At 66.2% G+C, this 19,994-nt stretch carries 21 protein-coding genes; 1 reads left to right on the forward strand and 20 read right to left on the reverse strand.

What is annotated here, in order from left to right; all coding sequences use genetic code 11:
- Positions 1-284: 284 nt before the first annotated feature.
- The 20 genes from AC07Y9_RS09180 to aspA form a co-directional block, all read right to left on the reverse strand.
- Complete coding sequence (locus AC07Y9_RS09180; RefSeq protein WP_085532761.1) at positions 285-1,244, reverse strand: PDR/VanB family oxidoreductase; 960 nt, start codon at positions 1,242-1,244, stop codon at positions 285-287.
- On the reverse strand, positions 1,237-1,683 hold the full coding sequence (locus tag AC07Y9_RS09185) for a RidA family protein (protein WP_102680245.1): 447 nt from the start codon (positions 1,681-1,683) through the stop codon (positions 1,237-1,239). The genes AC07Y9_RS09180 and AC07Y9_RS09185 overlap by 8 nt, the downstream gene beginning before the upstream one ends.
- A complete protein-coding gene (locus tag AC07Y9_RS09190) occupies positions 1,680-2,714 on the reverse strand; it encodes a Rieske 2Fe-2S domain-containing protein (protein ID WP_007928484.1) in 1,035 nt (344 codons plus the stop codon). Before AC07Y9_RS09190 ends, AC07Y9_RS09185 begins: the two co-directional genes overlap by 4 nt.
- A gap of 21 nt (positions 2,715-2,735) precedes the next feature.
- Positions 2,736-2,963, reverse strand: coding sequence for a recombinase-like helix-turn-helix domain-containing protein (locus tag AC07Y9_RS09195; RefSeq protein WP_102680246.1), 228 nt, complete (start codon positions 2,961-2,963; stop codon positions 2,736-2,738).
- Position 2,964: 1 nt separating this feature from the next.
- Positions 2,965-3,282: a hypothetical protein gene (locus AC07Y9_RS09200; RefSeq protein WP_085532767.1), complete on the reverse strand. Its 318-nt coding sequence runs from the start codon at positions 3,280-3,282 to the stop codon at positions 2,965-2,967.
- Positions 3,283-3,284: 2 nt separating this feature from the next.
- Positions 3,285-4,427 carry an FAD-dependent monooxygenase gene (locus AC07Y9_RS09205; protein ID WP_101336303.1) on the reverse strand — a complete coding sequence of 381 codons (1,143 nt, stop codon included), beginning with the start codon at positions 4,425-4,427 and terminating at the stop codon, positions 3,285-3,287.
- A 13-nt stretch (positions 4,428-4,440) separates the two neighbouring features.
- A complete protein-coding gene (locus AC07Y9_RS09210) occupies positions 4,441-5,406 on the reverse strand; it encodes a VOC family protein (RefSeq protein WP_102680247.1) in 966 nt (321 codons plus the stop codon).
- Positions 5,403-6,899: an aldehyde dehydrogenase gene (locus AC07Y9_RS09215; protein WP_102680248.1), complete on the reverse strand. Its 1,497-nt coding sequence runs from the start codon at positions 6,897-6,899 to the stop codon at positions 5,403-5,405. The genes AC07Y9_RS09210 and AC07Y9_RS09215 overlap by 4 nt, the downstream gene beginning before the upstream one ends.
- A gap of 11 nt (positions 6,900-6,910) precedes the next feature.
- Positions 6,911-7,714 carry an aspartate dehydrogenase gene (locus tag AC07Y9_RS09220; protein WP_007928496.1) on the reverse strand — a complete coding sequence of 268 codons (804 nt, stop codon included), beginning with the start codon at positions 7,712-7,714 and terminating at the stop codon, positions 6,911-6,913.
- Positions 7,715-7,724: 10 nt separating this feature from the next.
- The gene (locus AC07Y9_RS09225; RefSeq protein ID WP_007928497.1) at positions 7,725-9,407 is read right to left on the reverse strand and encodes a thiamine pyrophosphate-binding protein; all 1,683 of its coding nucleotides are present in this window, start codon (positions 9,405-9,407) and stop codon (positions 7,725-7,727) included.
- A complete protein-coding gene (locus AC07Y9_RS09230) occupies positions 9,400-10,197 on the reverse strand; it encodes an SDR family oxidoreductase (protein WP_102680249.1) in 798 nt (265 codons plus the stop codon). Before AC07Y9_RS09230 ends, AC07Y9_RS09225 begins: the two co-directional genes overlap by 8 nt.
- A gap of 1 nt (position 10,198) precedes the next feature.
- A complete protein-coding gene (locus AC07Y9_RS09235) occupies positions 10,199-11,032 on the reverse strand; it encodes an IclR family transcriptional regulator (RefSeq protein ID WP_007928502.1) in 834 nt (277 codons plus the stop codon).
- The gene (locus AC07Y9_RS09240; protein WP_102680250.1) at positions 11,029-11,907 is read right to left on the reverse strand and encodes an alpha/beta fold hydrolase; all 879 of its coding nucleotides are present in this window, start codon (positions 11,905-11,907) and stop codon (positions 11,029-11,031) included. Before AC07Y9_RS09240 ends, AC07Y9_RS09235 begins: the two co-directional genes overlap by 4 nt.
- A gap of 4 nt (positions 11,908-11,911) precedes the next feature.
- Entirely contained in the window at positions 11,912-12,451 is a 540-nt protein-coding gene (locus AC07Y9_RS09245) for a cupin domain-containing protein (RefSeq protein ID WP_007928504.1), read from the reverse strand.
- 13 nt (positions 12,452-12,464) lie between these two features.
- A complete protein-coding gene (locus AC07Y9_RS09250) occupies positions 12,465-13,229 on the reverse strand; it encodes an SDR family oxidoreductase (RefSeq protein WP_102680251.1) in 765 nt (254 codons plus the stop codon).
- Positions 13,229-14,005, reverse strand: a complete 777-nt coding sequence (locus AC07Y9_RS09255; RefSeq protein WP_007928506.1) for an ABC transporter permease — start codon at positions 14,003-14,005, stop codon at positions 13,229-13,231. The genes AC07Y9_RS09250 and AC07Y9_RS09255 overlap by 1 nt, the downstream gene beginning before the upstream one ends.
- 28 nt (positions 14,006-14,033) lie before the next feature.
- Positions 14,034-15,023, reverse strand: a complete 990-nt coding sequence (locus AC07Y9_RS09260) for an ABC transporter substrate-binding protein (RefSeq protein ID WP_102680252.1) — start codon at positions 15,021-15,023, stop codon at positions 14,034-14,036.
- Between the two features lie 39 nt (positions 15,024-15,062).
- Positions 15,063-15,899 carry an ABC transporter ATP-binding protein gene (locus AC07Y9_RS09265; RefSeq protein ID WP_256580964.1) on the reverse strand — a complete coding sequence of 279 codons (837 nt, stop codon included), beginning with the start codon at positions 15,897-15,899 and terminating at the stop codon, positions 15,063-15,065.
- Between the two features lie 526 nt (positions 15,900-16,425).
- The gene (locus AC07Y9_RS09270) at positions 16,426-17,151 is read right to left on the reverse strand and encodes a hypothetical protein (RefSeq protein ID WP_102680254.1); all 726 of its coding nucleotides are present in this window, start codon (positions 17,149-17,151) and stop codon (positions 16,426-16,428) included.
- Between the two features lie 288 nt (positions 17,152-17,439).
- Positions 17,440-18,864: an aspartate ammonia-lyase gene (gene aspA, locus AC07Y9_RS09275; RefSeq protein ID WP_007928510.1), complete on the reverse strand. Its 1,425-nt coding sequence runs from the start codon at positions 18,862-18,864 to the stop codon at positions 17,440-17,442.
- 181 nt (positions 18,865-19,045) lie between these two features.
- Here aspA and AC07Y9_RS09280 point away from each other — a divergent pair, with 181 nt between their 5' ends.
- On the forward strand, positions 19,046-19,963 hold the full coding sequence (locus AC07Y9_RS09280) for a LysR substrate-binding domain-containing protein (RefSeq protein WP_009041373.1): 918 nt from the start codon (positions 19,046-19,048) through the stop codon (positions 19,961-19,963).
- The last annotated feature ends 31 nt before the right edge of the window (positions 19,964-19,994 follow it).

Genomic DNA, 19,994 nt, shown 5'->3' on the forward strand with positions numbered 1-19,994 from the left:
GCCGGCGACATGCCTGGATTCCTGTAGCCGCTGCCGAGCGGGCGAGGCTGCGAACGGCACCGCAGGGGCCGCCATCCGGGCGCCGCGGTGTATCAATGGAAGCGCAGTTGGCAGGTTTTGCGGTTGCTGCGCAACCGATCGCAGCCTCGCAGGCTCGGCAGCGGCTACAGCGGTCGTTTTGCAGCCTTCCAGCGGTTTTGGCGGTATGTAATAGCCGTACAGCCTTTGCCTCGCAACGATTACGTAGCAATTACGTAACCGTTACGTAGCAATTACATAGCGTGCTAGAGATCCAGCACCAGGCGCCGGCTCTTGCAGCCGGAAACGCAGACCATCATCGATCGGTTGGCCGCCCGTTCGGCTTTGGTCAGCACGCCGTCGCGGTGGTCGATCTCGCCTTCCACCACCCGCGTTTCACAGGAGCCGCAGACCCCTTCGCGACAGCTGTGGTCGATGTCGCAGCCGGCTTCGAGCAGCACATCCAGCAGGCTCAGGCCGGGCTCCACGGACAGGGTCTTGCCGGACTTTTTCAGCTCGACGCTGTAACTGCTCTGGGCGTCTGCGCTGGGTGGCAACTCGGCGGCGGCGAAGCGCTCGATATGGGCATGGGGATAACCCAGGCGCTCGCAGGTGGCTTCGAAGGCATCGAGCATCGGCGTCGGGCCGCAGCAGTAGAAGTGCGTGTCCGCCGGCTGGCCGGCGAGGTAGGCGGCGAGGTCCGGCGGCGCGCCTTTCTCATCGTTGAAGTGGTAGATCACCCGGGCCTTGAGCCCGCTCAGCTCTTCCACCAGCGCGGCCTCCTGGCGCGAGCGCGCGCAGTAGATCAGCTCGGCGGATTTTCCCAGGGCCAGCAGCTGGCGGAACATGCAGTAGATCGGCGTGATGCCGATGCCACCGGCCACCAGCACGCTGTGGCTGGCGCTTGGCTCCAGTTCGAAGTTGTTGCGCGGCGCGGCGATCGACAGGTGCATGCCGACCCGCAGCTGGCTGTGCACGTATTCCGAGCCGCCGCGGCTGTTGCGGTCGCGCAGGATGCCGACCACGTAACGGCCCTGGTCGCTGGGCGAGTTGAGCAGCGAGTAGCTGCGCACCAGGCCGTTGGCCAGGTGCAGGTCGATGTGCGAGCCGGCGTCGAACGGCGGGAACACCGTATCGCCCAGGGGCCGCAGCTCGACGCTGATGATGCCTTCGGCTTCGTAGCGCAAGGTGTGGACGCGGGCGGTGAGGAGGGAGGGTTTAGACATCGTTCACCTCTATGACGGTACGCAGGTCGACATCGAGCCGGGCGCCGGCCTCGATCTCGACCCGTAATTCGGGAAACACCAACGCACTGACCGCCACCAGGGTGGAGGTCGGGAACAGCGCCTGCCCGGCAAAGAAATCGCGCCGGGCGCGGCCCACCTGCTCCTTGTCGGCGATGTCGGTGAGGTACACCGTCAGCCGGCAGATATTGCCGATGTGGCCGCCGGCGGCTTCCACCAATGCCTGGATCTTGCCCAGCACCAGCAGGGTCTGGGCGTAGCCATCCAGCGCCGCGCCGGCTTGCGCGGCCTCGCGGCTGGCGGGGTGCGCGGTCATGCCGGACAGCAGCACCTCGCGGCCGATCACCAGGGCATTGGACCAACTGGCGCCGGCCGGCTCGGCCACGGCTGCGCTGCGCACCCGGCGCAGGGCCCGGTTCATGGCAGCTGCTTCGCTTCGATCAGTTCGAGCTGGGCCTTGGCAGCGTTCTTCAGGTAGCGCCGCAACCGCACCACGCCCAGGTCGTGCTGGTAGAGGTTTTCGCGCTGGTTGGCGTCCGGCTCCATGAACTCCAGCAGCACCCGGTCCTGCTCCAGTACCGCCCAGTGCCGCGCTTCCAGGCGGTTCTTGTAGAGGAAGCGCCAGGTGTCGCGCTGCCAGCCGGTCAGCGGACGGCAGCGCCAGTGGAACACCGCCGCCAGCGAGCGGCTGCTCGGGGTGTAGCTGCCGATGATGGTGAAGTTGCCGCCCGGGCCGCCGGTTTTCGGGTAGGGAATTTCCAGGCGCAGCCAGTGGCAGCCGTTGTCCATGAACTCGGTCCAGTCGAAGTTCACCCCGCGCTGGCCTTCCTTCTCGAAGAAGAAACCGTTGTCGGTGTCGCGGGTGACGAACTTGGCGGTGGCTTCGCCTTCGCTCATCGAGTGCGACATCTTGTGCAGGTAGGTGCCGTGCATCGGGTCCATGACGTTGTCGAGCACATAGCGGTAGTCGCCTTTCCACTCGGTGTAGCAGACGAAGCTGCTCCACTCGGGGGAACTCAGCTGCTCCGGCAGCACCAGTTCCGGCGGAGTTTCCAAGTGCGGGTCGGTGGCGTTGAACAGGAAGATCGCGCCGGCGGCCTCGCGGGTGTGGAACATCCGCGTCGGCCGGCTGCCTTCGAGCTTGCAGCCGGGGCTGCCGGGCACCTTGGTCACGGTGCCGTCGCAGCGCACTTCGACGCCGTGGTAAGGGCATTGCAGGCGATCACCCAGCACCGGCCCCTGGGACAGCGGCGCGCCGCGATGCGGGCAATGGTCTTCCAGGGCATGGACGCTGCCATCGTTGTCGCGCCACAGGGCGATCTTGTAGCCCAGGCGGCGCACCGATACCGGTTTCTCGCCCAGCAGGTCCGAGGGCAATACCGGGAACCAGAGGTCCTTGAGGCCATTGGCCAGGTGATTTTCAACAGGGTCGACGGTCAGTTGCGTATTCATCTTGTTATTCCTTCTGCCGGGTCATTCGCCCAGCCGGGCCATCAGGGTTTTATAGGCATCCTCGGTCCACTCGCCGCTGGTCAGCGGGCAGGGCGGCCCGGCCAGGTTGAGGTGGGCGAGCAGCGCCGGCAGCTCGCTCACGCCATTGCCGAAAGCGCGCTCGATGGAATCGCCCAGCAGCTCTTCGAACTGGGTGTTGGGCCGCTTGCGCGCCTGATGGGGTTCGAGGAATCGTTCGTGGGTGCTCATGTCATTGACCTCCGTTGCGTACCCGTTCGCGGATCGTTTCGCGCACCGGGATAAAGTCGTATGTCGGGAAAACCTCAGTGCCGAACACGCCCCAGGCCGAGCGTTCGAGCTCGACGTTGAGGGCCGGCAGCAGGCTTGGCGGCAAGCGCAGGGTGACGATCTGGCCCAGGCCCATGGCCACGGTCCACGACACCAGCTCGACGCCTTGCGGTGGAAAGCGCTCCCACCAGTCCTGCTGCTTCATGTGGCGCTGGATGTCTTCCAGGTTCTTCGATTGGTCGTGCTTGAGCAGCACGGTCACCAGCAATGTCTCGCTCATGTTCAGGCCGCGCTGTCGGTGGGCACGGCCCAGGCGTCATAGCCGTAGACCCAGTCGGCGTTGCCGCCGTCCTTGAGCCACTGGTTGCCCCGCGAGCCGATCTGGATCTGGCTGGTGCGCGCCAGGCGCGCCTGCTGGTAGGCCTGCAAGGCCGCGGCGACCGACGCCGGGCTGTCGAGGTCGTGCAGGTAGCGGGCGAGCACCACCGCGTCCTCGATGGCCTGGCCGGCGCCCTGGGCCATGAACGGCATCATCGGGTGGCAGGCGTCGCCCAGCAGGGTGATCGCGCCCCTGGACCAGAACGGCAGCGGATCGCGTTCGTACAGCGCGGTCTTGAGCACATCGGTGCAGGCGTCGAGCAGGGCGCGGGCGTCCGGGTGGAACGCCCGGTAGTGGCTACGCAGCTCCTCGGCGTCGCCGGCGCTGGTCCAGGACTCCTCGTGCCAGCTGTCCTGGGCGGTGGTGGCGAAGATGAAGATGTCCTTGCCCTGGTTCAGCGGGAAGGTGACGATCTGGCTCTGCGGGTTGGGGCCCCACCATTTGGTGAAGGCCTGGATGTTCGGCACCTGGGCCACGCGCTCGGCCGGCACCACCGCGCGGTAGGCCACCACCCCGGTGAAGCGCGGATGTTCTTCGCCGAACAGCGCGTTGCGCACCACCGAGTGGATGCCGTCGGCGCCGATCAAGACATCGCAGCGGTGCTGGCTGCCGTCCTTGAAGTGCAGCGCGATGCCGTCGTCGTCTTGGATCACCCGCTCGGCGCGCTTGGCGAATTGCACCTGCTCCAGCGGGAACACTTCGGCCAGGGCCGCCAGCAGGTCGGCGCGGTGGATGGTCAGTTGCGGCGCGCCGTATTTGCGCTCGGCGGCGTCGGCCATTTCCAGGCGCGAGGTTTCTTCGCCGCTGTCCCACATCCGGCTGATGCGATGGGTCGGCCGGGCGGCCGGCAGGCGCACCGCGGCACCTATGCCCAGGCCATCCAGCGCGCGCACCGCGTTGGGCGTGAGGTTGATGTCGGCGCCGACCCGCAGGAAGGCTTTCGACTGTTCGAACACGGTGACCCGGTGGCCGGCGCGGTGCAGGGCGATGGCAGCGGTCAGGCCGCCGATACCGGCGCCGGCGATGGCAATGTTCAGGGAAGACATGGACGACTCCTGCTCAGGGTTTCGGTTTGTCGGTGAGGAATTTGCCTTGCGGCGCCTCGACGTTCTGCTGGCGCCGGGTATGGCCGTCGATGCCGCCGGCGATGGCCCATTCGGCGAACACCGTGGGCCCCGGTTCGAAGGTGCGCGGCTGCCATTCGCCGGTCAGCTGGTCTTCGTCGGCGTAGTACTCCACCAGCGCGCCGGCGGGGTTCTTGAAGTACCAGAAGAACGCCGAAGACACCGGGTGCCGCCCCGGGCCGATCTCGGTGGTCCAGCCACTGCGGGAGATGTGCATGCCGCCGCCGAACACTTCGTGCACGTCGCGCACGGTGAACGCCACGTGGTTGAGCCCGGCCCGCGGCGCCGGCAGTTGCAGCATGAACAGGTCGTGGTGGCCGCCTTCCTCGGCGGTGCGCAAGAACGCCCCGCGGTCCGGATAACGGTCCGAGGCCTGGAAGCCGAAACGCTCGTGGTAGAAGGCTTCGCAGGCGTTCACGTCCTTGACGAAAAACACCACGTGGCCGACTTCGATCGGCGTCGCGCGTTCATAGACCGGCGCCGCCTTGTTGATCCGGCCCTTGGTCTGCCAGGTGTTGTGGCCGCTGCACTCGATGTCGATCTCGCGCTTGCGGGTCACTTGCAGGCGGATCGCCAGGCCGTTGGGATCGGTGCAGCCGATGCGCCCGTCGGTCTCGACAAACCCCGGGTCATGGGCGATGCGCTGGCGGTACAGAGCCAGGTCCGCCGTACTGGCCACGCCCCAGACCACTTCGCGCACGGTGGAGCCGGCCTCGATGGCGGGCGGCAGGCCCGGCTTGTCCAGGTCGGCGAGCACCACGCGGCAGCCGTTGAGGGTTTCGAAGATCACCTCGTCGGGCTGCGCGCTGACTTGCTTGAGGCCCCAGTCGCTGAAAAACCGCACGCAGGTGTCCAGATCCTCGACGCCATAGGTGACTTCATCGATGCCTAACACGCTCATAGCGCTACCTCTCGTGGCACACCGGCCCAGGCCAGTGGCTGTTCGTTCATGCCCCAATAGAGGCTCTTCTGTTCCATGTACTGCAGGATGCCCAGGCGGCCTTTTTCGCGGCCCAGGCCGCTGTCGCGCCAGCCGCCGAAGGGCGTGGAGATCGAGAACTGCTTGTAGGTGTTGATCCACACCGTGCCGGCCTGCAGGCGCCGGCCCAGGGCCCAGGCGCGCTTGTAGTCGCGGCTCCAGATCCCGGCCGCGAGGGCGTACAGGCTGTCGTTGGCCTGCTCCAGCAGCTGCGCTTCGTCATCGAAGGGCATGGCCACCAGCACCGGGCCAAAGATTTCTTCCTGGCAGGTCTGCTGGCTGTTGCTCAGGCCTTCGAGGATGGTCGGCGGGTAGAAGTAGCCTTGATCGTAGATGCCGCCGGTTGGGCGCTGGCCGCCGAGCAGCAGGCGTCCGCCCTCGGCCAGCCCGAGGGCCACGTAGCGCTCCACCGATTCGCGATGGCCGGCGCTGATCAGCGGGCCCATCTGGGTGTTTTCGTCGGCCGGGTCGCCGACCCGCAGGTTGGCCGCGGCCGCCACCAGGCGCTGCATGAACGGCTCGTACAAGGCACGGGCGACGAACAGCCGGGAGCCGGCGATGCAGGCTTCACCCGAGGAACTGAAGATGCCGTACAGCACCCCGGCCACGGCGTGGTCGAGGTCGGCGTCGTCGAGGACGATGGTCGGCGACTTGCCGCCCAGTTCCAGGGACACCGGCATCATCTTGTCGGCGGCGATATGGGCGATGTGCTTGCCGGTGCGGGTGCCGCCGGTGAACGACACGCGCTTGACCAGCGGATGCCGGGTCAGGGCATCGCCGAGCAGCGAACCCTTGCCGGGCAGCACGCTGACCAGGCCCTTGGGCAGGCCGGCTTCTTCGCACAGGCGGGCCAGGCGCAGGGCCAGCAGCGGGGTGATTTCCGCCGGCTTGATCACCACCGCGTTGCCCGCCGCCAGGGCCGGCGCGACCTTCTGCGCCTCGCTGGCGATCGGCGAGTTCCACGGGGTGATCGCGGCGACCACGCCCATTGGCTCATACACGCTCATGCTGACGAAATCGCCGCGCGACGGGGTGATGGTTTCTTCCAGGGTTTCGCAGGCCGCGGCGAAGAACTGGAAGGTGCCGGCGGCGCTGGCCACCAGGGCGCGGGTCTCGTTGATCGGCTTGCCGTTGTCCTGGCGCTGCAATTGCGCAAGCTCTTCGCCGTGCTGGCGGATCAGTTCGGCGATGCGGTAGAGCACGCCGGCCCGCTCGTGGGGTTTGCGCTGGGCCCAGCCGCTGTGCAGGAACGCCTGGTGCGCGCCCTGGATGGCGTCTTCGACATCCTGCAGATCGGCGGCGTTGAGCCAGGCCACGGCTTCGCCGGTGGCCGGGTAGCGGCTGGCGTAACGCTCGCCGCGGCCCAGGCGCCACTCGCCGGCGATGCAGATCGGTAAAGTCTGTTCGAGGGTCATCGACCGGCTCCTTAAATGGATATCGCGTGGGCGTGGTTGCCCAGGGCACGGACCACGCTGTACACGGTCAGCGCCGAGGTCTTGGGGTTGGCCAGCAGCGGCTTGCCGCGCAGGCTCAACTCGAAACCGCCGAAGGCGCCCCGGGCTTCGAAGTGGTGGACGTTTTCCTCGCTGTGGGGGTCGGCGATCAGCGTCACCTGGGTGCGATCCAGGCCCAGCCCGGCCAGCGACAGGGTGGCGGCGACGTTGGCGTTCTTCGGGTACAGCCGCGCCGCTTCGCGGGCGCTGCCCTGGAAGATCACCGTGGCCTCGCTGATGCTGTCGAGGTCGCAGGCCTGCTCGCCGGGGGTGTTCTTCCAGGCGCGGGCCGGCTTGCGTCCGGTGTAGTTGACCGAGTCCAGCCCGCCGACCTTGGCCGCCGACAGCGCATCGATGCCGCCGATGGCGCCGGGCAGCAGTTCGATGCGGGTCTGGCCGCGTTCGGCGGCGGCTTCCAGGCGCTCCACCAGGCCGACTTCGGAGAGCGCGCCGACCGAGACGATCAGGCAGGCGATGCCGCGCTCCAGGGCCGGCAGCACGTGTTCTTCAATGGCCCGGTGACCGGCGCATTCCACCAGCAGGTCCGGACGGGCGTCGGCCGGCAGCGCGGTGAGTACCTGCGGCGGCTGCTTGAAGCTGGCCAGGCGCTGGCGCACCAGGGCTTCGGAACCCTGGGAGGCGATGACGTAGTCCACGCACAACTGCGGGTCCTGCTCCAGCAGTTCGAGCACGCCGACGCCAATGGCGCCGCAGCCGATCATGGTGATATGCAACATGGCGCGATCCTCAGGCGGTGGCCTTCTGGGCTTTGGTTTCGCTGTTGGGCGGGCCGGCGAACTGGGTGGCGAAGTTGCCGACGCTGAGCATGTCGACTTCCAGCAGGAACGGGCCGGGCTGGCTCAGGGCGCTGTCCACCACCTTGCCGAAGTCCTTGAGGTCGGTGACCAGGCCGTGGCGCAGCCCCAGGGACTCGGCGAGCTTGGTGTAGTCCGGGGTGTGCAGGTCGACGTAGCAATGGCGGCTGCCGTAGACCGCGTCCTGGATATTGCGGATCACCCCGTAGCGCTGGTCGTTCATCAGCAGGATCACCAGGTTGGCGCGCTCCTGGACCAGGGTCGCCAGCTCACCGAGGTTGAGGATGAAACCGCCGTCGCCGGCCAGGGCGAAGACCTTGCGCCCGGGCGCGGTTTCGGCGGCGGCCACGGCCGCGCCGATGCCCATCGCCAGGCCCTGGCCGATGCCGCCACCGAGGGCGTGGACCCCGGCGCGCGGGTGGTAGAGGGTCAGCAGGCGGTTGCCCCAGATGCTGTTGGACAGGGTCACGTCGCGCACCCAGGAGAAGTTGCGGCCGGTGCTGGCCTGCAACTGTTCGACCATCGCCGAGTACGGCCCCAGGTCGGCCACCAGCTGGCTGCGCGATTGCTCGCGGACCGCCTTGAGTTCGGCGAGGAAGTCCGGGTCGGTCTGCAAGCGGCCTTCGAGGCGGTCGGCCAGGCCCTCCAGGGCCAGCGCGGCGTCGCCGCAGATAAACAGTTCGCTGGCGTAGCTGCGGCCTTCGATGGCCGGGTTGGCGTCGATGCGCAGGGTGTTCTGCGGCAACTTCAGGGCGTACTTGAAGGTCTCGTTGCTGCGCAGCCGCGAGCCGGCGATCAGCAGCGCGTCGCAGGTTTGCAGGAACTGCTCGACCCGCTTGTTCTGCGAGAAGGCCCCGAGGCAACGCTCGTCGTCTTCGTTGACCACGCCGCGGCCCTGGGTCGAGGTGATGACGCCCACGCCCATGGCCAGCAGGCGCTTGACCTGCGCCCCGGCATGCCGGGCGCCACCGCCGAGCCAGAGCAGCGGACGCTTGGCCCCGGCCAGGCGTTCGGCGACCAGGTCGAGGGCTTCCGGCGCCGGCACCGCGACCGGGATCGGCAACGGCGACAGGTCGGTGGGCATCGGGATAAAGGTCGACTGGATGTCGATCGGGATTTCCACGCTCACCGGCCCGGTCGGCGCGGTCAGGGCGGTCTGCACCGCCAGCTTCAGGGTGCTGATGGCGGTCTCGACGCTGCGCACGCGGAACGCCGCCTTGGACACCGCCTTGAGCATGTTCAGCTGGTCGCGGGCTTCGTGGATGTAGGCCAGTTCCTGGTCGAGGTATGGCGTTTCGATCTGCCCGGTGATGTGCAGCAGCGGCGTGCCGGCGGTCTGCGCTTCGACCATGGCGCCGGCGGCGTTGCCGGCCGCGGTGCCGGTGGAGGTCAGGCACACGCCGAGGCCGCCGGTGGTGCGGGCATAGGCGTCGGCCATGTTGGCGGCGCCGGCTTCGCCACGGGCCATGACGAAGCGGATATTGCCGCGCACGGCAAAGGCATCGAGGATCGGCATGTTGTGGATCGAGATCACGCCGAACGCGGCCTTGACCTCGCATTGTTCGAGAAAGGCGGTGATGGCAGCGCCCACGGTGACAGTGTTTTCGTTACGCATGGCGGGACAGGCCTCCGGATACATCGATATGGCTGCCTGTGGTGTAAGCCGACAGAGGCGAGGCCAGGAACAGGATCGCGCGGGCCGCTTCCAGCGGCAGGCCCAGGCGCCCCAAGGGAATGTGTTTGCGTTGCGCCAGCTGGGCGGTCCATTGCGCCCAGTCGAGGTCGCGTTCTTCGCGGGCCTCAAAGCGCCGGCGCCATTGCCCGGACTCCACCAGGCCAATGAGGATGCCGTTGACCCGGATGCCCTGCGGGGCGAATTCGGTGGCCATCGAGCGCACCAGGTTCATCACCCCGGCGCGGGCGGCCGAGGTGGCGACCATGTGCGGTTCCGGCTGGCAGGCCAGCAGCGAGTTGACGCAGACGATGGCGGCCTCGCGCTGGCTTTCCAGCTGGGCCTTGAAGGCGCGGACCGGGTTGATCACCGAGAAGAATTTCAGGTTCAGCTCTTCGCTCCAGGCGGCGTCGCTGGTGTCGGCGAAGGTCGAGACCCGGCCTTGCCCGGCGTTGTTGATCAGCACGCTGGCCTCGCCGAGCGCGGCCTGGCTGGCATGGGCGAAGGCGCTGACCGACTCGGCGTCGAGCACGTTGCACACCTGGGCCAGCAGCTGTGCTTGGGGGAAGCGCTGGCGCAGGTCGGCTTCGGCGCTGCGCAGGCGCTCGCCGTCGCGTCCGCAGAAGGCCACGGCGGCGCCGGCTTCCAGCAGCAGCTCGACGCAGGCCAGGCCGATGCCCGAGGAGCCGCCGGTGACGATCGCGGTGCGGCCTTGCAGTTGATAAAGGCTCATCTCAATCCCTCATCAAGGCGGTCACGCGCTGTTGCCCGTCGTGGGCCACGCCGTTGTAGTTGAGCAGGCGCGACAGCTCGTCGGCGCTGCGGCGGACCTGCGACAGCAGTTCCTCGAAGTTGACGTGGCCGATCTGTGTGGTGGGGATGGTCACGCCCAAGGCCGCGGCGATGCGCCCGCTCTGGTCGCGCACTGGCGCGGCCACCGTGGAGATCGCCGATTCGAAGAAACCTTCGCCGCTGATAAAGCCGCGCTGGCGGTCGGCCTGGACCATGTCGAACAGCTCCAGCACGGTTTTCGGCGTGCTGTGGGAGTACTGCTCCAGATGCTCTTCGGGGTACAGCTCGCGCAGTTCGGCCAGGGACAGGTCCTCCAGGAGGATGCGCCCCAGCACCGTGGCGTGGGCCGGCAGGCGGGTGCCGACGTTGACCGCGTTGGAGAACACCGAGGGCGGCGAGACCTTGGCCACGTAGACGATCGAGCGGCCGTCGCGCACCACCAGGTTGCTCGGGTAGTTGAGGCGGTCGCACAGGCGCGCCAGCAGCGGCTGGCCGAGCTCGGTCAGCTCCAGCGACGCCAGGTATTCGAAGCCCAGGCGCAGCACCGACATGCCGAGGCGGTATTCGTTGCCGCTGCGGGTGACGAAACCCATGGTTTCCAGGGTGGTGAGCAGGCGGAAGATGGTCGAGCGCGGCAGGGCCAGGCGGCGGGCCAGTTCCGGCGCGGTCAGGGTGCGGTTGCGCCGGCTGAACTCGCAGAGCAGCAACAGGCCACGCTCCAGGCCCGGCACTATGTATTTGTCCTGAGCGTCCTTCAGCGGATCGGAGTCGTTCATAGGGTTCTACCTGTCAGGGATTCTTTGATGGCAAAGGCCAGGCGGCCCGCGACCACCAGCGGTTGTTCGATGGGGCTGGCGTGGCCCGCGTCGGCGATCAGGTTGAAGCTGGCGCCCAGCGCCTTGGCCAGGGTCAGGCAGGTCTCGGCCGGGGTGATGCGGTCGGCTTCGCCGCAATGCACTTCGCAGGGCATGCCGGGCTGGCCGTGGCGCAGCAGGTCGTCGCCACACAGCAGCTCGATGGCCTGGCGATAACCCGCGGGGTTGAGCCGCGCCATGTTCCAGCGCACCCAGGCCAGGGCCTGCGGCGCGGCGTTGGGCGAGAGCATGTGGGCACTGCGTTGTTCGGCCAGGCCGGCGATCCCCAGATGCTCCAGGTTCTCCAGGCGCTGGCGGCGCACCAGCTGGCGCTGCTCGCCGCGTTCCGGCGCGCCATAACCCCGGGCCGGGCTAATCAGTACCAGGCGACTCACCCGGCTCGCCTGTGAACTGCGAGCGAAGGCCAGGGCCGGCAGCGCGCCGAGGGAATGCCCCACCAGCACGCATTCCTCGACGTCCAGGGCATCGAGCATCTGCACCAGGCGGGCGGCGTAGTGCTCGGCCTTGGGCGCGGGGGATTCCAGGGGGCTGGAATCGCCGTAGCCGGGCGCGTCCCAGGCGATGACCCGGGCCTGGGGCGCCAGCTGTCGGGCCACCTCTAGCCAGGACGCCGCCCCGGAACCGATGCCGTGCAGCAGCACGATCGCCGGGCCCGCGCCGCATTCGCGCAGGGCCTGCCGGCCGCCGGCCACGGGCACCAGGCGCTGGACAAAGTCGCGGGCCAGTCGGGCCTGGAGGTCCGCTGTCGATACGGGTTGAGAGAGGCCTGGCAACATGGGCTTATCCGCGCTTGATCGAGGCCAGAGGGTGCTCTGGCGGATAGGTCGGGGTGATCGGCTTTTTCGCGCCGAGCATCACACACATCAGCGCGTCTTCGTCGCCGATGTTGATTTCTTCGCGGTACACGCCCGGCGGCACGGAAATCACGTCGCGGTCGGTGAGGATGGTCTCGAAGCGCTCGCCATCCTTTTCCAGCACCACCTTGAGCTTGCCGCGCAGCACGAAAAACACTTCCTCGACGTCGATGTGCAGGTGTGGCGGGCCTTCGTGGCCGGCCGGGATGACCATGGTGGAGAAGGTGAAGTGCTCCGACGCAATGGTGTTCATGTCACTGCTGACACCAGTGCCGCCGGTGCCGATGTAGCGCATTTGCGCGCGACGGAATTTCGGGTCGTAGTCGGCCTGGAACTTCAGCGCGTCCCAGTCGTACTTGCGCGTCTGGTAGCGGGCGATGCGCGTGTTCATCCAGCTTTCCAGGCTGGCGCCGGCAGGGCGGTCCCAGCTTTTCGGGGTGGCGTTTTGGGCAGATAGATCGGTCATGACAGTCTCCAGATCAAGGCATGACGAACCCGCCGTTGACCGGCAGGGTTTGTCCAGTGATGAAGCGGGCAAGGTCGGACAGCGCGAACAGCACGGCGCCGCTGACGTCTTCGGGCAGTTGCGGGCGCTGGATGGCCCGCTGGTCGTTGTACAAACGGTGGCGTGCCTCGGGCACGTAGGCGGTGGCCTCCACCAGCACCAGGCCGGGGGCGATGGCGTTGACCGTGATGTTGTCGGCGCCCAGCTCGCGGGCCAGGCTGCGGGTCATGGCGATGATCGCGCCCTTGCTGGCGACGTAGGCCAGCAGGTTCGGCGCGCCCCACAGCGGGGTGTCGGAGGCCAGGTTGACGATGGCGCCGTGGCCGCTGGCGCGCAGGGCCGGCAGGCAGGCGGTGGTCATCAGCCAGGTACCGCGCACGTTGACCTGCATCACCTGGTCCCAGGTGTCGATGCTCAGTTCTTCGCAGCCTTTGCCGCCGGAGTTGGTGATCGAGGCGTTGTTCACCAGGCCGTCGAGGCCGCCGAGCAGGTCCAGGGTGGCGGCGATGCAGGCGTCGATGGAGGCCGGTTGGGCCAGGTCGAGGGTCACAGCCTGGACGTCCAGGCCCTGGGCCTGCAGTTCGCTGGCGGCTTGCTGCACGCGCTCTTGCAGCACGTCGGCGATCACCACCCGGGCACCGGCCCGGCCGATGGCCTGGGCGAAGGCGTAGCCCAGGCCACGGGCGCCGCCGGTGACCAGCACCCGGCGCCCTTCTAGCAGAAGATTCTGGCTGTTCATTATTGGGTGCTCAGCATGGCTTTGGGCATGTAGTGCAGGACGCGTTTTTCCGCCCAGACCACGGCGCCGTAGGCGATCACCCCGATCAGGGTGAGCATGACAATGGCGACGAACACCCCGGCAGTGTTGCCCTGGCCCTCGGCGTCCACCAGCAAGAAGCCCAGGCCCTGGTTGCCGCCGACCAGCTCGCCGACGGTGACGCCGATCACCGCCAGGGTCGAGGCGATGCGCAGGCCGGAGAACAGCGCGGCCATGGCCGAGGGGAACTCCACCAGGCGGAAGATCTGCCAGCGGCTGGCGTTCATGGTGCGCACCAGGTTGATCATGTCCGGATCGACGGTGCGGATCGCCGAGAGCACGTTGATCATCACCGGGAAGAACACGATCAGGATGGCGATCAGGATCTTCGGGTAGATGGTGTAGCCCAGCCACATCACGAACAGCGGCGCGAAGGCGACTTTCGGGGCGATCTGCAGGGCCAGGATGTAGGGCGACAACATGGCTTCGGCGGCGGGCGACAGGCCCAGGGACACGCCGATCACCACCCCCAGCAGGGCGCCGAGGCCGAAGCCGACGATGATCTCCAGCGCGGTGATCAGGGTGTGTTGCAGCAGGCCGCCGCTGTGCCACATCACCAGGCTTTCCTGGGCCACGCGGCTCAGTTGCGGCATGACGAATTCGGGCATGCCGAGCAGGCCCGGGCCCCATTGCCAGAGCACCAGGAACAGGACCAGCAGCGCGGCGCTGCCGAGCATGGAGTTATTCAGGCTTTTCATCATGTGCGTACCTTGTTGTCCCGGTGGCTCATTGCGCGGCGACCGGGCTGTCGACGAATTGGTTGGTGAACAGGTCCTCGAGCTTGGGCTCCTGGCTGACGATGCCTTCGCTGACGTAGAACTGGCGGACCTTGTCCAGGCGCTGCGGATCGATGTGGCCGAGCACGCGCTGGTTGGCGTAGACATGCTCGACGTAAAGCTTGAAAACCTTCTCCAGCGAGTCTTCCTTGCCGGCGTAGGCCGGCACGGCCTTGGCGAAGGTCACGGCGGCGGCGCGCGGGTCCTGGATGATGTCGCGCATGCCTTGCAGGGTGGCCTGGACCACGCCGCGCACGACCTTGGGCTGGTTCTTGATGGCGTCGTCGGAGGCGAGGATCGCCTGGGCCATGCTTTCGAAAATCTGCGCCTGGGGAATCAGCTTGATCCGCACCCCGGCCTCTTCGGCGTTGACCACCCAGTCCGGCACGCCCGCCATGGCCTGGGCCTTGTCGGCCGAGAACAGCTGCCAGACCCCGGCCGGCCCGGCGGCCTGGATATTCACGTCGGTCTTGCTCAGGCCGGCTTTGCGCAGCGAGGCAAGCAGGGCGTAGTAGGTGGTGTCGGAGTAGGACATCACCGTCATGGTCTTGCCCTTGAGGTCGGTGATGGACTCGATATTTTCCTTGGCGTTGGTGGCGATCATGGTCACCCCGCCGGAGCCCAGCACCGCCACGGCGCGCACCGGAATACCATTGGCCCGGACCACGATCGGCGTGTCACCGATGGCGCCGCCGAGCAAGGCATTACCGGCACCGATCTGCTTGGCCACGTCGACCCCGCCCTTGGCGGCGATAAAGGTCAGGTTGAGGTCCTGGGCGGCGTAGTAACCCTTCTCCTTGGCGATGATCCAGGGCGCGAAGGCCGGCGAGTTGGGCGGTGCCGGCAGCAGGTAGGTGACGTCGGTCCGGGCCTGGGCCGTGCAGGCCAGGCCGAGGCCCAGGCTGAATGCGCAAAGACGTTGAAACAGAGACTTGAGCATGGGGACTCCTGAATCGGTTGGGGGCCGCGAGGGCGGTGATCAGTGCAGTTCGGTGTCCGCGCCGACTTGCAGCAACTCCATCAGGCGGCCCACCAGCGGGCCGATTTCCGGCAGCTTGCGGCGCTCCAGAGGGTTGTCGCGAAACGGCAGGTCGATGTTGATTTCTTCGATGATGGTGCCGGGGCGGGCGCTCATGACCAGCAACCGGTCGGACATGGCGATGCCTTCGATCAGGTCGTGGGTGATGAACAGGGCGGTCTTCTTTTCGTCGTAGAGCATCCGCGCCATGTCCTGTTGCAGGATCATCTTGGTCTGGGCATCGAGGGCGGAAAACGGCTCGTCGAGGAACAGCACCTGCGGGTCGATGGCCAGGGTCCGGGCCAGGGCCGCGCGCTGGCGCATGCCGCCGGACAGCTGGAACGGGTAGTGATCGGCGAAGCCCTTGAGGTGGCAGCGTTCGAGCAGGTCGTTGGCCACGGTCTGCCGGGTCGCGGCGGGCACGCCCTGGATCTCCAGGCCCAGTTCGACGTTGCGGCGGATGCTGCGCCAGGGCATCAGCAGGTCTTTCTGCAACATGAAGGCGACCTGGCGTACCGGGCCGGTGACCGGCTCGCCGCTGACGAACACCTCGCCTTCGCTGGGGCGATACAGGCCGGAACCCATATTGAGGATGGTGCTCTTGCCACAACCGGAAGGGCCGATGATCGATACCACTTCACCCCGGCGAATCTTGAAGTTCACCTCGCGAATAGCGAATGGCGCTGCGGATTGGCCCTTGGCCGGGAAACATTTGCCGACATTGCGAAATTCAATTTCAGTCGGCTCCAGATCTTCCTTGGGAGCGGGCTTATTCCATTGAGGGGCGACGGCGTACATCTCTTTCACAGCCATTGGGAAGGTACTCTGGTCTGTTTTATAGGTGATACGCCGTTTAGTGCATGAACAATGCCAGTGCTTTATAACGCGATGTTTTAGTTTAAAAGTCCTTGTTTATTAATGAGTTGTATTTATTTAGTTGAAAATGAAATGTTCCATATATGAAACGTGGTTTCTTATTTGGCACGAAATTGCACACTGCCCGGGCAAAGCCTGGGAAGTTGCAAGAAGTCGGTGCTTGTTCAGGTAACGCAAAAAGCGGGATAAATCGCTTACTTGTTTTGTATATGAAACAGAGCAAGTAAAAGTTATCGGTTTATCAGGGGAAGAAAGAGTCCTTGAGGGCGTTTGTGGTCCTCAAGAAAAGTATCTGCAAGCGGGATCAGTCCGGCTCGGGGGTTACCGGGCATTTGCTCAAGAACTGTTGCAGTCCTTGTCGATACTCCTGGGGCGGCATGAAGTCACTGTGTTTGGCGATGCGGCAGGCCAGGCCCTTATGTCAGGTAACGCCCCGGCCATTCGCCGCTCAGGCTGGAAACTGCCGTATATGCTGTTCCACCCACTCGAACAGGCGCTCGTCGAGCAGCGGTCGGTAGCGGTCGTAGGTGTCCTGGTGGCTGTTGAAGAGCGGGTCCTGATTGACCCGCGCGGCCAGCGCGGCAGGGCTGTCGCTCCCGGCATGGCTCGCCCTCAGGTGTTTCTGTCGCTGATCGGCCTGTTCCAGGGTGTCTGCCAGGGCGTCCAGTTGCAGATGCCGGAATTGGGCGATGACCTGGGGCAGGTGAAAGTGCAGGGCACTGTCAAAGCCTTCCCAGTCCTCAAAGGCCAGCCACTCGTGGAGCACCATGAAGCAGCGCGGTGCCGGTGCCAGTTGTTCCAGCGGCGCGAAGGCCAGCCAGTACTGGCGCGGCAGTTGCTCCTCGGTTTCGATGGCCTGGGCGATCAGGTCCAGGGCCCGGCCCTTGTCTCGGTGATGTTTGCGCAGGATGCGCTGGGTCGGGGTGAAGCGTGCTTCTTCTATAGCGTGCAGGGCACGGTTCAGGTCGTAGCCGGCGTTGTGCAGGTGTTCGCGGGCTTGCTCGGGAGGCAGGCCGGACTTGTCCATCAGTAATTGCAACAGCTCGGACTTGTAGAGCTCGGCGGCTTGCTGGGGATTGCCCGCGCAGCGGGCCAGCAGGGTTTGGGCGTGGCGCAGGCCGATGGGGATCAGGTTGCGCAGTTGTTGAAGGGCCTGGATGTGCGTCGGGTCCATCGACGGGATGCCTTGGTATTCGTTGCCGGTCGCGGCGGGAGGTCGATTATCTACCCTGATGGCCGGTTGTGCTTGGCCAAAGCCTGGGCGAAGTATCGCAAAGGCCTGGATCTGTAGCCGCTGCCGCAGGCTGCGATCGACCGCGAAGCGGGCGCGGCGGTTTCAAGGGCAGGTAAAGGAGCAGGCAAAAAAAAGGGCTTGGAGAAGAATCTCCAAGCCCTCAAAAGGTGAGAGGTGTCTAGTCCCTCGACCTGGTGAGCGGTGCCCTGTGGCCAGGGCGGGCGTTGGTCAGGCTTTGAGCGGGACCAGACGCGGGGCAATCATGTTTTCCGGGCGCAGGATGTCGGCGAGCATGGCGTCGTCGAGCAAGCCTTCTTCGCGCACCAGTTCCAGTACGCCGCGGCCGCTTTCCAGGGCGATGCGGGCGATACGGGTGGCGTTTTCATAGCCGATGTACGGGTTCAGCGCGGTGACCAGGCCGATCGAGTGCTCGACCAGTTCGCGGCAGCGCTGCTCGTTGGCGGTGATGCCGGTGATGCAGTGCTCGCGCAGCATGTCCATGGCGCGTTGCAGCAGGCGGATCGAGTCGAAGATCTTGAAGGCGATCAGCGGCTCCATCACGTTCAGTTGCAGCTGGCCGCCTTCGGCCGCGATGGTCAGGGCCAGGTCGTTGCCGATGATCTGGAACGCCACCTGGTTGACCGCTTCCGGGATCACCGGGTTGACCTTGCCGGGCATGATCGAGCTGCCTGGCTGACGCGCTGGCAGGTTGATCTCGTTGATCCCGGTACGTGGGCCGCTGGACAGCAGGCGCAGGTCGTTGCAGATCTTCGACAGCTTGACCGCGGTGCGCTTGAGCATGCCGGAGAACAGCACGAAGGCGCCCATGTCGGAGGTGGCTTCGATCAGGTCGGCGGCCGGTACCAGCGGCTGGCCGCTGATGGTGGCCAGGCGCTGGACGGCCAGGGCCTGGTAACGCGGGTCGGCGTTGATGCCGGTACCGATGGCGGTACCGCCCAGGTTCACTTCGGTCAGCACTTCCGGCGCCAGGGTCTTCAGGCGGGCCAGGTCTTCGCTCAGGGTGGTGGCGAAGGCGCGGAACTCCTGGCCCAGGGTCATCGGCACGGCGTCTTGCAGCTGGGTACGGCCCATCTTCAGGACGTGGCTGAATTCTTCACCCTTGGCGGCAAACGACTGGATCAGGCTGTCGAGGCTGGCCAGCAGCGCGTCGTGGCCCAGCAGCAGACCCAGGCGGATCGCAGTCGGGTAGGCGTCGTTGGTCGACTGCGCCATGTTCACGTCGTTGTTCGGGTGCAGGTACTGGTATTCGCCCTTGCTGTGGCCCATGGCCTCCAGCGCGATGTTGGCGATGACTTCGTTGGCATTCATGTTGGTCGAAGTGCCAGCGCCGCCTTGAATCATGTCCACCACGAATTCTTCGTGGAAGTCGCCGCGGATCAGACGGGCACAGGCTTCGCTGATGGCAGCGTGCTTGGCTTCGCTCAGGTGACCCAGCTCGCGGTTGGCGTCAGCAGCTGCCTGCTTGACCATTGCCAGGGCCACGACCAGTTTTGGGTAGTGCGAAATCGGAACGCCGGAGAGGCGGAAGTTGTTCACCGCTCGCAGGGTCTGGATGCCGTAATACGCTTGAGCAGGTACTTCGAGTACGCCAAGCAGGTCTTTTTCTGTGCGGAAAGATGCAGCGGAGGACATGATAGAAATCATCTCGATATGGACCCGGTCTGTGCCGGAACGCTGCGAATCCTAGGCCTGCGGGAAAATTTGGGCCAATGCTGTTAAACACTGGCCTATGCATAAACGGCATAATGCCCATGTGACGCCGCTTGCGCGGCAAGCGTGCGACCTAAAATGGTGCGTTCCCCGGGAGGACGTGATGAATCTGGAAAGCAAATGGCTCGAGGACTTCAGTGCCCTGGCCGCCACCCGCAGCTTCTCGCAGGCCGCCGAACGGCGCTTCGTGACCCAGCCGGCTTTCAGCCGGCGGATCCGCAGCCTGGAAGCGGCGCTGGGGCTGACCCTGGTCAACCGCTCGCGCACGCCGATCGAACTGACGGCGGCGGGGCAGCTGTTCCTGGTGACCGCGCGCACGGTGGTCGAGCAACTGGGCGAAGTGCTGCGGCACTTGCATCACCTCGAAGGCGGGCAGGGCGAAGTGATGCAGGTCGCCGCGGCGCACTCCCTGGCCCTGGGTTTCTTCCCGCGCTGGATCGCCCAGTTGCGTAACGAAGGCCTGAACATCGCCACGCGGCTGGTGGCGACCAACGTCGGCGACGCCGTGCATGCCCTGCGCGAAGGCGGCTGCGACCTGATGCTGGCCTTCTATGACCCGGACTCGGCCATGCAGATGGACCCGGAAATCTTTCCTTCGCTGCACCTGGGCCAGACCGAGATGCTGCCAGTGTGCGCGGCGGATGCCGCCGGCAAGCCCCTGTTCGACCTGGAAGGTGAGGCCAGCGTGCCGCTGCTGGCGTACAGCGCCGGGGCGTTTCTCGGGCGTTCGGTGAACCAGCTGCTGCGCCAGCGCAACCTGCGGTTCACCACGGTCTATGAAACCGCCATGGCCGACAGCCTCAAGAGCATGGCCCTGGAAGGCCTGGGGATTGCCTGGGTGCCGCACCTGAGCGTGCGCGCCGAACTGGCCCGCGGTGAACTGGTGGTCTGCGGCGGCGCGCAATGGCATGTGCCGCTGGAGATCCGCCTGTACCGCTGCGCCCTGGTGCGCAAGGCCAACGTCCGGTTGCTGTGGCGCAAGCTCGAAGGTGGCGCGGCGCAGGGCACAGGCAACACCTGACCTGTAGCCGCTGCCGAAGGCTGCGCTCGCT

This window comes from Pseudomonas sp. GW456-L12 (assembly GCF_059424045.1).